This window comes from Streptomyces sp. NPDC093260, assembly GCF_040683715.1.
Classification (GTDB): Bacteria; Actinomycetota; Actinomycetes; order Streptomycetales; family Streptomycetaceae; genus Streptomyces; species Streptomyces sennicomposti.
In genome coordinates, this window is sequence record NZ_JBFBEK010000001.1 from 290,888 (window position 1) to 305,336 (window position 14,449).

The 14,449-nt window shown below is 77.3% G+C and carries 12 protein-coding genes and 1 pseudogene; 8 read left to right on the forward strand and 5 right to left on the reverse strand.

What is annotated here, in order from left to right; translation table 11 throughout:
• The first annotated feature begins 41 nt into the window (after nt 1–41).
• The 5 genes from AB0N63_RS01095 to AB0N63_RS01115 all read left to right on the forward strand — a co-directional run bounded on the left by AB0N63_RS01095 (nt 42) and on the right by AB0N63_RS01115 (nt 5,331).
• Nucleotides 42–626 (forward strand): SIS domain-containing protein, encoded by a 585-nt coding sequence (locus AB0N63_RS01095; protein ID WP_365522321.1) that lies wholly within the window; start codon nt 42–44, stop codon nt 624–626.
• 1 nt (nt 627) lies between these two features.
• Nucleotides 628–2,031, forward strand: a complete 1,404-nt coding sequence (gene rfaE2 / locus AB0N63_RS01100) for a D-glycero-beta-D-manno-heptose 1-phosphate adenylyltransferase (RefSeq protein WP_365522323.1) — start codon at nt 628–630, stop codon at nt 2,029–2,031.
• 458 nt (nt 2,032–2,489) lie between these two features.
• A complete protein-coding gene (locus AB0N63_RS01105) occupies nt 2,490–3,464 on the forward strand; it encodes a glycosyltransferase family 9 protein (RefSeq protein WP_365522903.1) in 975 nt (324 codons plus the stop codon).
• On the forward strand, nt 3,446–4,438 hold the full coding sequence (locus AB0N63_RS01110; protein ID WP_365522325.1) for a glycosyltransferase: 993 nt from the start codon (nt 3,446–3,448) through the stop codon (nt 4,436–4,438). The genes AB0N63_RS01105 and AB0N63_RS01110 overlap by 19 nt, the downstream gene beginning before the upstream one ends.
• Entirely contained in the window at nt 4,435–5,331 is an 897-nt protein-coding gene (locus tag AB0N63_RS01115; RefSeq protein ID WP_365522328.1) for a glycosyltransferase family 2 protein, read from the forward strand. Before AB0N63_RS01110 ends, AB0N63_RS01115 begins: the two co-directional genes overlap by 4 nt.
• Nucleotides 5,332–5,423: 92 nt before the next feature.
• On the opposite strand, the gene AB0N63_RS01120 is transcribed toward AB0N63_RS01115, so the two are convergent.
• The 3 genes from AB0N63_RS01120 to AB0N63_RS01130 all read right to left on the reverse strand — a co-directional run bounded on the left by AB0N63_RS01120 (nt 5,424) and on the right by AB0N63_RS01130 (nt 7,588).
• Complete coding sequence (locus AB0N63_RS01120; protein ID WP_365522331.1) at nt 5,424–5,738, reverse strand: DUF3040 domain-containing protein; 315 nt, start codon at nt 5,736–5,738, stop codon at nt 5,424–5,426.
• A 67-nt stretch (nt 5,739–5,805) separates the two neighbouring features.
• Nucleotides 5,806–6,744, reverse strand: coding sequence for a polysaccharide pyruvyl transferase family protein (locus tag AB0N63_RS01125; protein WP_365522334.1), 939 nt, complete (start codon nt 6,742–6,744; stop codon nt 5,806–5,808).
• Between the two features lie 103 nt (nt 6,745–6,847).
• Entirely contained in the window at nt 6,848–7,588 is a 741-nt protein-coding gene (locus tag AB0N63_RS01130; protein ID WP_365522336.1) for an MgtC/SapB family protein, read from the reverse strand.
• Between the two features lie 132 nt (nt 7,589–7,720).
• Between AB0N63_RS01130 and AB0N63_RS01135 the strand changes: the two genes are divergently transcribed.
• The 3 genes and pseudogenes from AB0N63_RS01135 (at nt 7,721) to AB0N63_RS01145 (ending at nt 9,052) form a co-directional block, all read left to right on the forward strand.
• Entirely contained in the window at nt 7,721–8,209 is a 489-nt protein-coding gene (locus AB0N63_RS01135) for a TIGR03668 family PPOX class F420-dependent oxidoreductase (protein WP_365522339.1), read from the forward strand.
• Nucleotides 8,210–8,290: 81 nt separating this feature from the next.
• Nucleotides 8,291–8,715, forward strand: a pseudogene (locus AB0N63_RS01140) (CBS domain-containing protein).
• Between the two features lie 64 nt (nt 8,716–8,779).
• The gene (locus tag AB0N63_RS01145) at nt 8,780–9,052 is read left to right on the forward strand and encodes a DUF6343 family protein (protein WP_365522341.1); all 273 of its coding nucleotides are present in this window, start codon (nt 8,780–8,782) and stop codon (nt 9,050–9,052) included.
• Nucleotides 9,053–9,508: 456 nt separating this feature from the next.
• On the opposite strand, the gene AB0N63_RS01150 is transcribed toward AB0N63_RS01145, so the two are convergent.
• Together AB0N63_RS01150 and AB0N63_RS01155 are read right to left on the reverse strand one after the other, a co-directional pair.
• Entirely contained in the window at nt 9,509–10,333 is an 825-nt protein-coding gene (locus AB0N63_RS01150) for a serine protease (protein WP_365522343.1), read from the reverse strand.
• A 663-nt stretch (nt 10,334–10,996) separates the two neighbouring features.
• Entirely contained in the window at nt 10,997–13,927 is a 2,931-nt protein-coding gene (locus tag AB0N63_RS01155; protein ID WP_365522346.1) for an AAA family ATPase, read from the reverse strand.
• Nucleotides 13,928–14,449: the final 522 nt, after the last annotated feature.

Below are 14,449 nucleotides of genomic sequence, written 5' to 3' on the forward strand. Positions count from 1 at the left end.
GCGAACACCCCCGACACCACCGGCACTTCGGAGGTGACGCCATGAGCGTCCAGACTCCGGCCGTCGCCGGCCACTGCGACGAACTCCTCGCCGCCCTCGGCCGGTTCCGCGCCTCCGCCCACATCACCCAGCGGTGGGGCGAACGGCTCGCCGCCGTCCTCGGCGGCGGCGGCCGGCTGCTCGCCGCGGGCAACGGCGGCAGTGCCGCCCAGGCCCAGCACCTCACCGCCGAACTCGTCGGCCGCTACCGCGACGACCGGCCGCCGTTCTCCGCGATCGCCCTGCACGCCGACACCTCCAGCACCACCGCCATCGCCAACGACTACGGCGTGGACGAGGTGTTCGCCCGCCAGGTGCGCGCTCACGGCCGCGCCGGGGACGTGCTGATGCTGCTGTCCACCAGCGGCGCCAGCGCCAACCTGCTCTCCGCCGCCGACGCGGGCCGGGCCGCCGGGATGCGCGTGTGGGCGCTGACCGGGCCCGCGCCCAACCCGCTGAGCGCGGGCAGCGACGAGACGCTGAGCGTGGCCGGGGCGTCCACCGCCACCGTGCAGGAACTCCACCTGGTGGCCGTGCACATGGTGTGCGCCGCATTCGACGCGGCCGTCGAGCGGGCCGGGAGGTGACATGACGGGCAAGGCACCCCTGGTCGTGGTCGGCGACGCCCTGCTGGACCGCGACCTGACCGGACACGCGGACCGGCTCGCGCCCGACGCGCCCGTACCGGTCGTCGCCGACTGCGACGAACGCGTGCGGCCGGGCGGCGCCGCGCTCGCCGCGTACCTCGCCGCCCGCGACGGCCGCGAGGTCACCCTGATCACCGGCCTGGACGACGGGCCCGCCGGACACGAGCTGCGCCGGCTCCTGGAACCCTGGCTGACCCTCGTCCCGCTGCCGATGGCGGGCGAACTGCCGGAGAAGACCCGGGTCCTCGCCCAGGGCCGCCCCGTCGTCCGCCTCGACCGCGGCGACGGACGGGCCCGCGAGGCCACCGCCGAGGCCCGCGCCGTGCTCGCCGCCGCCCCCGCCGTCCTGGTCTCCGACTACGGCCGGGGCACGGCGGACGCGCTGCGCCCCGAACTGGCGCGACGGCCCCCGGTGGTGTGGGACCCGCACCCGCGCGGCGGCCCGCCCGTGCCCGGCACCCGCCTGGCCACCCCGGCCCGCGCCGAGGCCCGCGCCTTCGCGGCCGCCCGCACCGGCGCGGACGCCACCGAGGCCGAACCGCCGGGCGGCGACGCGCCCGGCGGCGAACTGCGCGCCGCCGCCCGCGAGGCCGCCGCCCTCGTACGGCACTGGCGGGTCGCCGCCGTCACGGTCACCCTCGGCGCGCGCGGCGCCCTGCTCTCGTACGGCGAACACCCGCTGCTCGTGCCGGTGACGGCCCCACATCACGGCGACCCGTGCGGCGCGGGCGACCGCTTCGCCGCAACGGCGGCCGGGCTGCTCGCCGACGGCGCGCTGGTGGGGGAAGCCGTGGAGGGCGCCGTCACCGCGGCGACCGCGTTCGTCGGCGCGGGCGGCGCCGGCGCCGTGCTCGGCACCGCTCCCGCCCCGGACGCCCCGCACCCGGGCGGGGACCCGGCCGCGCTGATCGCCCGGGTCCGGGCGGCCGGCGGCACGGTCGTCGCCGCGGGCGGCTGCTTCGACCTGCTGCACGCCGGCCACGTCGGCCTCCTCCAGGCCGCCCGCCGCATCGGCGACTGCCTGGTCGTCTGCGTCAACTCCGACGCCTCGGTACGCCGTCGCAAGGGCGACGGCCGTCCCGTCAACCCGCTCGCCGACCGGACGCGCGTCCTGCGGGCGCTGGCCTGCGTGGACGCGGTCGCCGTCTTCGACGAGGACACCCCCGAGCGCCTGCTGTCCGAACTCCGCCCCGACGTCTGGGTCAAGGGCGGCGACTACGCGGGCGCCGACCTCCCGGAGGCCACCCTCCTCGACGAATGGGGCGGTCAGGCGGTCCTCCTCCCGTACCTGGACGGCCACTCCTCGACGGCTCTCATGGCGAGGGCGGCGGAGGGGGCCCGGTGAGCGGGGGCGCGGGGCGGGCGGCGGCCCGGGCGACCTCGCCGGGCGGCACCGGCCGCCGACCCGACCGGCCGTCCTGGCCGGGTGCGCGCCCGGCGTCCGTGGCGGGCCCGCGCCCGGTGGCCGCCGCCGAGGGCCGCGCGGCTTCCGGCACGGCGCCTGCGGGCCTTCGGGGAGCGCCGAGTGGCGCCGGCCTGCGGGGCGAGCGACTGTCGTGCGGCGCGGGGGCCGCGTCCGCGCGGCCGAGCGCGGCGCCCGCCGGTGGACGTGTGCCCGCCCGGGCCGCGCTCACGGGCCGCGACCGGCGGCCCGCCGGGGTCGTTCTACGGGCTGGGCGCGTCGCCCCCGTGAGCCGCGGCGCGGGAGGCGCGACGGGTTCCGGTGTGCCGGGCGGGGACGGGCGGGCGGTCCGGGCGGTCGCCTCCCCGGGCGGAGCCGGGACCGCCGGGGCGGCGCCCAGGCTGCTCGTGCTGCGGGCCCTCGGGCTCGGGGACCTGCTCGCCGGAGTGCCCGCGCTGCGCGCGCTGCGGCGCGGGTTCCCGGGGTACGAGATCGTGCTCGCCGCGCCCGGCGTCCTCGCGCCGCTGGCGCTCGCCACCGGGGCCGTGGACCGGGTGCTGCCCGCCGCCGCGCCCGGCCGCGCCGTACCCGCCGCGCTGGACTGGACCGGGCCGCCCCCGGACGTCGCCGTCGACCTGCACGGCAACGGGCCGCCCAGCCATCTGCTCCTCGCCGGTCTGCGTCCCGGACGCCTGTTCGCCTTCGCGCACCCCGACACCCCCGGCATCGACGGCCCGCCCTGGTACGCCGACGAGCACGAGCGCGACCGCTGGTGCCGGCTGCTGCGCTGGTACGGCCTCGACGCCGACCCCGCCGACCTGTGCCTGCCCCCGCCCACCCCGCCGTCGCCCGCCCCCGGCGCGATCGTCCTGCACCCCGGCGCCGGTTCCCCCGCCCGCTGCTGGCCCGTCGACCGGTTCGCCGCCGTCGCCGGGGCGCTGCGCGCCCGCGGCCGGCACGTGGTCGTCACCGGGGGAGCGGACGAGGGGGACCTCGTCGCCGGTCTCGCCAAGGAGGCGGGACTGCCCGACGCCGACGTGTTCGGCGGCGGCCTGCCCCCGGACCGGCTCTCCGCCCTGGTGGCCGGTGCCCGTGCCGTCGTCAGCGGCGACACCGGGATCGCCCACCTCGCCGTCGCCCACGCCACCCCGTCGGTGACCCTGTGCGGACCCGTCCCGCCGGACCGCTGGGGCCCGCCGCCGGGCGACCCGCGCCACCGCGCCCTGTGGCACGGACCCGAGGGCGACCCGCACGGCCGCCGCCCCGACGCCGCCCTGCTGAAGATCACCGCCGACGAGGTCCTGGACGCCCTCGACGCGCTTCCCGAGCCGTCGAACCGACCCGAGGGGACCAGCCCATGGAACGCTCACCGATAGGCGTGGTCATCGCCACCCGCGACCGCTCCGCCTCCCTCGCCGTCACCCTCCACCACCTGCTCGCCCTCCCCGAACGCCCCGAGATCGTCGTCGTGGACAACGCCTCGACCGACGACACCCGCGCCCTCGTCGCCCGCGAGTTCCCGCAGGTCCGCGTGATCGCGCTGCCGTTCAACCGGGGGGCCCTCGCCCGCACCCACGGCGTGCGCGCCCTGCGCACCCCCTATGTCGCCTTCAGCGACGACGACTCCTGGTGGGCGCCCGGCGCCCTCGCCGAGGCCGCCCGCCTCTTCGACGCCCACCCCCGGCTCGGCCTGGTCGCCGCGCGCACCCTCGTCGGCCCCCGGAACGACCCCGACCCCCTCAACGAGGTCCTGGCCGCGTCACCGCTCGGTCCCGCCGTCGACCTCCCCGGCACCCAGGTCCTCGGCTTCCTCGCCTGCGCGAGCGTCACCCGCCGCACCTCCTACCTCGACGCCGGCGGCTTCCACCCGCTGCTGTTCTTCGGCGCCGAGGAGACCCTGCTCGCCTACGACCTGGCCGCCCGCGGCTGGGGTGTCACCCACTGCCCCGAGATCGTGGCCCACCACCACCCGTCCCCCAAGCCCCGCCCCGGCCGCCCGGCCGCCCAGCGCCGCAACGAGGTCCTCACCGCCTGGCTGCGCCGCCCCCTGCCGCACGCCCTCGCCCGCACCCGCGACCTGGCGGCCGACGCCCGCCGCGACCCGCAGGCCCGGCGTGCGCTGCACGAGACGCTGACCCATCTGCTCGGCGCCCTGCGCGCCCGCCGCCGGCTCCCGCCGCACGTGGAACGCGCCGCTCGCCTGCTGGACACGGAGGCGGCCGCCACCCGCGCGCACACCGGCACCGGCGGCACACCCCCCGCCGACGCCGAGCGCACCGGGGACACCGCCGCCACGGCGGACGCCGCCGCGGGCCGCCGGGCGCGCGCCCACCTCGGAGGCACCTCATGACCGACCCCCGCACCACCGTCGTGGTCATCACCCACAACCGGCGCCCCGAACTCCTGCGCACCCTCGACCGCTTGGCCGAACTCCCCGAACGCCCCGAGATCGTCGTCACCGACAACGGCTCCACCGACGGCACCGCCGCCGCCGTGGCGACCCGCCACCCCGGCGTACGGCTGCTCACCCCCGGCCGCAACCTCGGGGCGGTCGGCCGCAACCTCGCCGTACGGCATGTCCGCACCCCCTACGTGGCCTTCTGCGACGACGACTCCTGGTGGGCGCCGGGCGCGCTGTCCGGCGCCGCCGATCTGCTCGACCGGCACGCCGCGCTCGCCGCCGTCACCGCCCGCATCGTCGTCGAACCGGAGGGCACCGAGGACCCGATCGTCGAGGAACTGCGCAACTCGCCTGTTCCCGGCCCGCGTTGGCTGCCCGGACCGGCGCTCGGCTCCTTCCTGGCCGCGGCGACCGTGCTGCGCACCGACGCGTTCCGCCGGGCCGGCGGCTTCCATCCGCGTCTGTGGCTCGGCGGCGAGGAGGAACTGCTCGCCGCCGACCTCGCCGCGGCCGGCTGGTGGCTGACGTACGCCGAGCATCTGACGATCCATCACCATCCTTCGCCGGTACGGGACGCGACACGCCGCCGCCGGGACGGTATCCGCAACACCCTGTGGTTCACCTGGCTGCGCCGCCCGGTACGTCCCGCCCTGCGCCGCACCCTGCACCTGGCCCGCACGGTCCCGCGCGACACCGCCTCCCTGCGCGCCTTCGCCGAGGCCGCCGCCGCCCTGCCCTGGGTGCTGCGCGAACGCCGTGTGCTGCCGCCGGAGGTGGAGGGCCGGTTCCGGCTCCTGGAGGACAGCCAGCGCCGCTCGAAGGCCCGCTGCTACACCGGGTGACGCACACGTACGCACACGGACCCGAGCCCCGCCGTCCGATATGACGGCGAGGCTCACACACCCCCCGACCCCGTGGGAAAGGACGCCCGTGTTCAGCCCGCCCGCGACCACCGGCGGCACAGCAGCCGGAAGCCGGCGAACAGCGCCACCGGCCACACCGCCGCGAACGCCCAGACCACCCCCACCTGTGAGGTCACGATGCCCGCGGTCAGCAGACCGAGGGCGACCGCGAGCAGCACCACCACCGTCATCGGATGCGGGGCGTAACCCGCCACTCTCGACAGGTCGGGACGACGCCGCGGCCGGACCGTGCGCAGTCGCCGGGCCAGCCGGCGGTCACGGTTCAGGGCGCGCTCTATCTCGTCCAGGATCTTCTGCTCGTGCTCGGGGAGTCGGCTTGTCGACACTGTTGCTCCTACGGGGGACCGACCGGCCTGACGCGTCCTTCCCCGTGTGCCCCGCGGGCCGTGCGGACTAACCGCCGCCCACCGCCCGCAGCGCATCCACCAGCTCCTCGGCCCCGTCGCGCCGCGCGCCCGCCGCGGACTCCCCGCCGCCGCGCCGCGCGGCCTCCCGCCCGCAGGTCAGGCACCACTTCCACCAGCGGTCCAGCTCGGCGGCGCCGTCCTCGGCCAGCCGTTCGGCGGCCACCAGCGCGGGCCAGCCGCAGGCCCGCGCCTGCGCGGTCACCTTCGCGCCGCCCTCGACCGGGTCCACCGCCAGCGCGGGCGTCCCGGCGCGCAGCGCGAGCACCATCCCGTGCAGCCGGTCGGTGACGACCAGGTCCAGCCGCCGCAGCACGGCCTCCAGCTGCGCGGGCGTCGCGCACAGCCGCCAGTCGCGGGTGTCCAGCCGGGTCTCCAGCTCGAGGCGCGCGCAGTCCTTGCCGTGCAGCCAGCCGGTCAGCCGCCGGGCCACCGCCTCGTGCCGCCGCGCCGCCCCGTACTCGTGCTGCCCGTGCGTGAGGATCACCCCGACGACCGGCCGGGCGGGCAGCTCGGCGGCGGCGGCCGCCAGGTCCGGGACGGGCTCGGCGCCCGGCGCGTCGCGGGCCAGCACCCGGTGGAAGCCGGTGACCGCCGGGCCGTGCGGGTCGATCACCGAGGTGCCGACCGCGATCCGCCGGCAGTGCGCGAAGCGGCGGTGCAGCTCCTCGATCTGCGGACCGTGCAGCGGACCGCACACGAAGACCAGCCGCCCGTACCGCTCGGGCGCCACGTCCGCCAGATGCAGGGCGTCCGGCCGGAAGCCCGGGCTCCAGGCGACGTCGTGGACCAGTCCCGCCCGCCGCAGCGCCTCCTCCACCCGCCGCAGCGCGAGCACGTCCCCGGCGGTCGCCTCGCCGTCGGGGAAGCTGAACCAGCCGGTGAGCAGAATCCGTGACGTGTGTGGTTCCCGTGGTTCCTGGTGCACAGTGCGCCCGGGTGCCCGCACCGCCGCACGCCATGCACCGCCCTCGCCCGACCGGGTGACGGCGTGCGGAGGCGGACGCGCCCGGAAGCGGCGGCGTGCCGCGTCAGGCGTCCTGTTCCTCCTCCTCCGAGGCGAGACTCAGCTCCACGTCCACCACCCCGTCGTTTTGGAACAGCTCGGACGCAAGCCGCCCGGCGTCCGCCCTGCCCTCCAGCCGCAGCAGCACCCGTGCGGCGGCGTCCGTACGGCCGGGCAGCCGGTCGGCCTTCACCTCCACGATGCGGAACCCCCGCTGCGTGCACGCCTCCATCAGCCGCGGCAGCAGCGCACGGCCGGTCAGATACGTCAGCCGCACCTCGACCGTCGCGGGCACGGCGCCGATGGTGCGCCCGGCCAGGTACGGGTAGCCGCGCACCACGAGGAAGTGCAGCGCGGTCGTCGTCAGCGCCAGGATCGGCAGCCCGCCGCCGCACGCCATGCCGACCGCGCAGGTCAGCCAGATCGTGGCGGCGGTCGTCAGCCCGCGCACCGCGTCCCGCCGTACGAAGATCAGACCACCGCCGATGAAGCCGATGCCGGAGACGATCTGCGCCGCCACCCGGGACGGGTCGAAGGAGACGTGGTCCAGGCCCAGCACGTTGGTGAACCCGTGCTGCGACACCTCCATCATCAGGGCACTGGCGACCCCGACCAGGGTGTGGGTGCGCAGCCCGGCGCTCTTCTGGTGGGCCTCCCGCTCCCAGCCGATCAGGCTCGACAGCAGCAGGGCGAGCCCCAGTTCGGCCAGCTGGCGCAGTCCCTGTCCATTGGCCACGTCCCACAGCGGAACGGCGAGCCCCGGCATGCGTCTCCCTTCGTCGGCCCCGTCGCCGCGACGGCGTCCCTGCGGCCCCGCCGCCCATTGTGTGGCCGCCGGGGTGCGGCCGGGGTACCCGGCGCGGGAGATCGGAAGCGAAATCGGACAGGAGGCACGCCGGTGCCACGGATGGACGCGGAGCAGGCGCGGCGGCGGTTCACGGCCGCCCGGGTGGCCCGCCTGGCCACGGTGGGCCCGGCCGGACGCCCCCGGCTGGTCCCGGTGGTCTTCGCCGCGTACGGCGCCGGCGACTCCCACGGCCTGGTGACGGCCGTCGATCACAAGCCCAAGAGCACGACGCGTCTGGCCCGGCTGGCCGACATCGAGGCCACCCCGGCCGTCTGCCTGCTGGTGGACTCCTACGACGAGGACTGGGACCGGCTGTGGTGGGCCAGGGCCGACGGCACCGCCCGGATCGTCCCGCCCGACGCCCCCGACCCCGCCGTGCGCGCACGGCACGCGGCGGCCCTCGCCCGGCTGCGCGACAAGTACCCGCAGTACCGCGCCGCCCCGCCCGGCGGCCCGGTGGTGGAGATCGCCGTCCACCGCTGGAGCGGCTGGCGGGCGGCGCCCCCGCCCGCCGCCCCGGCGGCCGGACCGCCCGGCTGACGGCCCGCGCTGTTTGGGCCCGCCGGATACGGTTACGCGGCGCGCGACCGGTCGTCCACGGTTCCGACCCGGGAGGTGCCCATGACCCGGCTGGTACGCGACGTGATGTCACCCGGCGCGGTGGCCGTCGAACCGATGACCACCCTGACCACGCGGCCCGCGTGATGCGCGAGCAGAACGTCGGCGATGTGCTGGTCGCCTACGACTGCGATCTCTTCGGTGTGCTCACCGACCGCGACATCGTCGTACGGGCCGTGGCCGCCGGCGACGACCCGCACACCACCACCGCCGGTTCGGTCTGCACCCGGCCGCCGGTGGTCACCCTCACCCCCGACGACACCACGGACCGGGCGGCCGAGCTGATGGGCCAGTACGCCGTACGCCGGCTGCCCGTCGTCGAACACGGCGGCTGTCCGGTCGGCATGGTGAGCCTGGGAGATCTGGCCACCACGGAGGGACCGCGCTCGGCCCTGGAGGACATCAGCCGGGCCGACCCGAACCGCTGACGGCCGAACGGAAACCGGAGGAGGGACCGCCCGCCGAAGCCGAGCCAGGTGAAGGGAAGCGACCGTGCACGACGCCCCACGTTCCGGCACCGAGCCGCGCCACGCGCGCAGTCCGCTGCGGCTGCGCCGCCTGCTGTCCGGAGTCTTCCTGCCCGTCTTCGCCGTCGCCGCCGCCCTGTTCGCCTACTGGGCCACCCGGTCCGGCCCCGGCGACAGCCCCGGAAGCACGGCCCTGGCCACCCTGGCCGGCATCTGCGCGGCCCTCGCCCTGATCGCCGCCGTGGACCTGCTGGTCGTCGGCCGCCGACTGCACTCCGGACGGGGCCGGGCCGTCTGACCCGGGCAGCGGGCACCGCGGACCGATCCCGTCCGCCGGACACCGCGGACCGCGTCCCGCTCCTCTCCCACGCCGACCGCACCCGGGCCGTGCCGCCGGAGCACAAGGACCGGGCCCGGCTGGGCGAGGCCTGCCGCACCCTTCTGATCGGCGGGTTCCAGGCCGGTCTGTGGACGCTGACGGACGAGGCGTCGGTCGTCGAACGTTCGGCGAGACGGGCGCCGCCCGGTGGGCGGAGACCGCCGCGGAGGCCGAGCGCATGCCGACCGCCCTGCCCCGGGCCGGGCCCGCGACATCCGGGTCGGCGCCGTGGCCGGGCGGTGAGGGAGGTCGGCCGAGATCGGCCGATGACGGGACCGGGCGGCTTCGCCGACGTTGGAGAGGGGGCGTTGCGGGCCGCTCGTGGTGGCTCGCAACGCCCCCTGGTATCGCACCCGGGGGGTTCCCCCGGAACCTTCAGGGGCCGACCTGCGCCGTGACCGCGCCGGAGAAGGTGGTCAGCCGGGTGTAGACACCCGGGTAACCGGCCTCCGCGCAGCCGTTGCCCCAGGAAGTGATCCCTGCCAGGACGCCCCCGACTAGCAGGGGACCGCCGCTGTCGCCCTGGCAGGTGTCTGTGCCGCCGGACTGGTATCCGGCGCAAACCATGTCGCTCGCGACGAAGTCGGAGCCGTAGGCGCTCTCACAGTCGGCGTCGGACGCGACCGGGACGGTCGCGGTGCGCAACTGGTCGGAGGAGCCGCCGCTTTCGGAGGTGGTGCCCCAGCCGAGGATGCGGGCGGTGGTGCCGGCCGCGTACACGCCCGTGTCGGTGGGGGAGACGTACTTCGCCGGGGTGTACGGCATCGCCGTCGCCAGCGTCAGCACGGCCACGTCGTCGCCGCTGGCCGCGTCGGTGTACTCGGGGGCGACCCAGATCGACTCGACCTCGCTGACCGTGCCGTCGGTCCCGTCCAGATACGTACGGCCGCCCACCACACGGACGTTGCCGGTGCTCTCGCCCGCCACGCAGTGCGCCGCGGTGACCACCTTGCGGGCCGCCACCAGCGTGCCGCCGCAGTACTGGTTGCCGGCCGTGTCCGTGAGCTGCATGACGAACGGGTACGCGTCCGTCGTGGTCGTGGTGCCGCCGACGATGGGCTGCGGGGCGTCCACGGGGCGGGGGCCGGCGGTGGCGGTGGGAGCGGTGAGCAGGGCGGTCGCGGTGGTGGCGGCGCCGGTGGCGAGCGCGGCGGCGGTCCGTCCGCCGCGCGTCCGAGTGGCGCGGGTGAGGCCGAGCATGCGTCTCCTCGTGGGGCCGGCCGATGGGGGGTCGCGCGGGTGGGGTGGAGCACGGAAGTCCTGGGGTCCGGGGCGGACTCCCGTGTGCCCGGGCGATCGGCACGCCCCTTACGCTAGGGCCGGGCGGGGCCGCGTCCAATGAGGGAACCCCCTAGGCCCCCCGGTCAGGGAAAACCCTCGGTCTCCCAACCGGCACTGCGGGCAGGGCGGTTCGGACCGGTCCGGGCAGGCTACGGCCCGCACCCGGCCGACCGTGACCACACCGTCCGATTCCGGCCGCACCCGACCGGACGCGACGTCACGGCCCGCTTCCGGCCGAGCCGGGACCGTTCCCCGGCCGGGGCCAGGCCCGTCCCGACCACGCCCGGCCGGGCCTGGCCCGCGGCCGGATCCCGGCCGCGCGGCCGAGTTCGGGCCTGTACCCGCCCAGAGCCAGGCCGGAATCGGCCGGAAGCCGGTCCGGACCCGGCCGGAAGTCGGCCGAGCACCGACCGGGAATCGACCCGGAGCCAGCCCGGACCCGGCCGGGGGCAAGACCGGACGCGACCCGGAGCCAGGCCGGAACCGGCCGTTCGGCGGCGACCGGCCGTTCGGCCGTAGCCGCCCGGCAGGGCTTCCTCACTGGTTCCGTGGTTCCACGCGCCCAGTCAACCCGCACCGCGCTCACTTCGCGCGTCGGCCCGCCGCCAAACGGACGATGTCCACCCGCGAACGGATGCCCAGTTTGCGGTAGACCCGGGTGAGGGTCGCCTCGACCGTCTTGACGCTGACGAACAGCCGTGCGGCGATCTCCCGGTTGGTCGCACCCTCCATGACCAGCGAGGCCACCTGACGTTCCATCGCCGCCAGCCCCTCCAGGACCGCGAGCCCGTCCAGCACGGCGGTTCCCTCCAGGGCCGCGGACGGCACCTCCGGCGCGGCCGCCGCGGCCGGCGGCCGGACCGGGCGGGCGCGGGCGGCGGCCTCCGCGACCCGCAGCCAGGGCTGCGCCCGGCAGCGCCGGAACAGCCGTACCGCCTCGTCGTAGGTGGTCGGTCCCGGCGCCGTACCGCTCCCGCGCCGGCCGGCGCCCGGCGCGGCGGGGCGCGTGCGCAGCCGGGCCAGCGCGAACGCGGCCCGCGCCTCCTCCAGGGAGTTCCCCAGCTTCGCCAGCCGGTCCTGCGCCGACGTCAGCTGCGCGAGCGCCGCCTCGTTCTCGCCGCGCGCCGCCCGGACCAGGGCCTCGGCCCGGTCCAGGACGGCCAGCACGCTCTCCCGGCCCAGCCGCAGCGCGTGCTCCCGGGCCACGTCCACCACCTGCTGCGCCTCGTCCACCTCGCCGACCAGCACCAGCGCCTCGGCCAGGTCGCCGTGCCAGCGCCCGCGCGCCGGGTCGGTGATGCCGAGCCCCAGCTCCAGCTCCCGCACCCGGCGCAGCGCCTCCACCGCGGCCTGCGCGTCCCCGGCGACGAACTGCGCGTAGCCGAGGGCGGCCAGGGCGCGCGAGAGGTACATCAGGTCGCCGTCCTCCTCGGCGTGCCCCACCGCCTCCCGGGCCAGCGTCAGCGCCCGCCCGGTGTCGCCGCCGGAGGCCTCGGCCAGCGAGGCCAGCATCGCGGAGGCGCCCTCGCCGATGCCGGTGTCGCGGGCCAGCCGCAGACTCTCCCGGGCCAGGTCGAGCGCGCGCCCGCAGTGCCCGGCCAGCAGTTCGGTCTCGGCGTGCGAGCGCAGGAAGTGCACCTCGCTCTCGACCATCCCGCGTCGCCGCACCTCGCGCAGCAGCGCGGTGATGGTGGCCCGCGCCTCGGTCAGCCGGCCGTTCATCAGCAGCCAGCGGAACCGGGCCGAGCCGACCCCGTTGTGGTGGCAGGCGACGTAGTCGTCCTGCGGTTCCGCCAGCGCCCGCTGGGTCGTCGCGGCGGCGTCGGGGTGGCCCATCAGGGTCTCGGTGGAGGCCTGGTGGGCCAGCGACATCAGCTCGGTGCGCCGGTCCCCGGCCCGGGCGGCCAGCTCGGCGGCGTGCGCGGCCTCCTGCCGGGCCTCGGCGAAGTCGCCCGCCACGATCAGCGCCCGCCAGGCCAGCATGTAGTGCACCAGGGCCAGCAGCCGCGGGTCGTCCCCGGCGTCGGCGAGGGCCTGCGGGAAGACGGCGTCCACGTCGCCGAGGGCCTGCCCGGCCGCCTCGATCACCACCATCCACGCCCGCACCCGGTCCGCCGGCACGGCGGCCCGGGTCAGCACCTCGCGGGCGATGTCGCGGGCGAGGTCGGTCTCGCCGGCTGTGATGGCGTCCTCCGCGGCCTGCAACCGCCGCTCGTCCGGCGCGGGTTCGCCGTCGGCCGGGGTGTGCCGGGCGGCGAGCAGCCCGAGCGAGGCGGCCGTCGAGGGCGCCCCGCGGTCCCGGGCCAGGGCGGCGGCCTCGGCGAGCCGGGCGGCCACCTCCGGGTCGGTGCCGGTGCTCGCCAGGGCCAGGTGCCGGGCGCGTTCGATGGGGTCGGAGGCGGCGGTGGAGAGCGCGGCGTGCGCGGCCCGCCGCTCCTGCGCGGGGGCCTCCGCGTACAGCGCGGCCGAGATCAGCGGGTGCGCGAACCGTACGGCCGGACCCTCCGGCTCGGTGGCCAGCAGGCCGAGCTCGGCGGCCTGCGCGCACTCGGCCTCGGCGTTCTCCCGGCCGGCCGCGTGCAGCAGGACGGGGGTGGGGCGGGCGCCGGCGCTGGCCACGAGCAGGGTGCGGCGGGCCTCGTCGGACAGCATGTCCAGGCGGCTGAGCACCAGGGCGCGCAGCGAGGTCGGCACCGGCAGCGGCTCGCCCGGCCGGGGCGAGGCGGGCGTCTCGGCCAGTGCCCGGCCGAGTTCCAGCGCGAACAGGGGGTTGCCGCCGCTGGTGCGGTGGATCTCACGGACCGTGGAGCGGGGCAGCCCGGTGTAGCCGCGCTGGTCGAGCAGCGCGGAGACCTGGGTACGGCTGAGCGGGCCGAGTCGCACGGAGAGGGTGTCGGGCGGGCACGGGGGTCCTCCGGCCCGGGCGAAGTCGAGGGCGGAGGAGCGCAGTTGGCGGTCGTACTCCTCGTCCTCGGTGCGCACCGCGCACAGCATCTGCACCGGGGTGCCGCCGAGCCGGCGGGCGGCGAAGCCGAGCAGTTCGGCGCTGGCCGGGTCCAGCCACTGGAGGTCGTCGGCGACCAGCAGGACGGGGCCCTGGGCGGCCAGCGCGCGCAGCGCGGAGAGCACCGCCAGGCGCAGGGCGAGGCCGTCGCGCTGGAGGGTGGACTCGCCGCGGCCGGTGAGCGCGGACTCCAGCGCGGTACGCTGCGCGGCGGGCAGCGCACCGGAGATCTCCTCCAGGACCAGACCGAAGAGGTCGGCGAGGGCCAGGAACGGCAGGTGCGATTCGGACTCGGTGGCCGAGCAGCGCAAGACCGTGCGGGCGGTGGGCGCGTATTCCTCGGCCAATGCCCGCAGCACGGTGGACTTTCCTATTCCGGCCGGGCCGTGCAGCAGCACACTGCCGCCGCGGGCGAGCTGCTCGCGGGCCGCCGCCGACGGCTCCGCCTGGCCGATGACGAGGTCGGAGCGGCAGCTCGCAGGGCCCTTGAAGTCCCGTCGCACGGTCACCGCTCCCCTCGAATGTCGCGTTCGGGCCAAATTCTAGGCAACCTGCCCTTGAATTTCGGGTGGTCGGGGTGGTGAGGGAAATAACAGCGGTCGGCGCACCGCCTAATGAAAACCCCGGCGAATGAATACGAACCCCACACGGACAGCCCTTCGAAGGTACCCCCACGACCCACCCGACGGTACTCCGCCCGCACCGCCCGCCGAGGCCGCTCACCGGCCCCGCCCCGTCTGAGCCGTACGGGCGCCGCCCCTCGCCGCGCGCCACCGGACCCGCGCCCCACGGCCCCGCGGGCCGCGCTCCACGACACCGGACCGGCCGTACGCCGGCGCCCCGCCGCCCCGCGAACGCGCCCGCCCCCGCGATCGCCTGCCCCGTACGCTCCCGGGCCCGCCGTACGCCGATGCCCCGCCCCCACGGGAGCGCACCCCGGCGCTACGACGACACCCCCGCCCGCACGGCACGCCCGCGCCCCCACGGCCCGGCGCCGCACCCCGGCGCCGCGTCCGCCCGCAGCGCAGGGG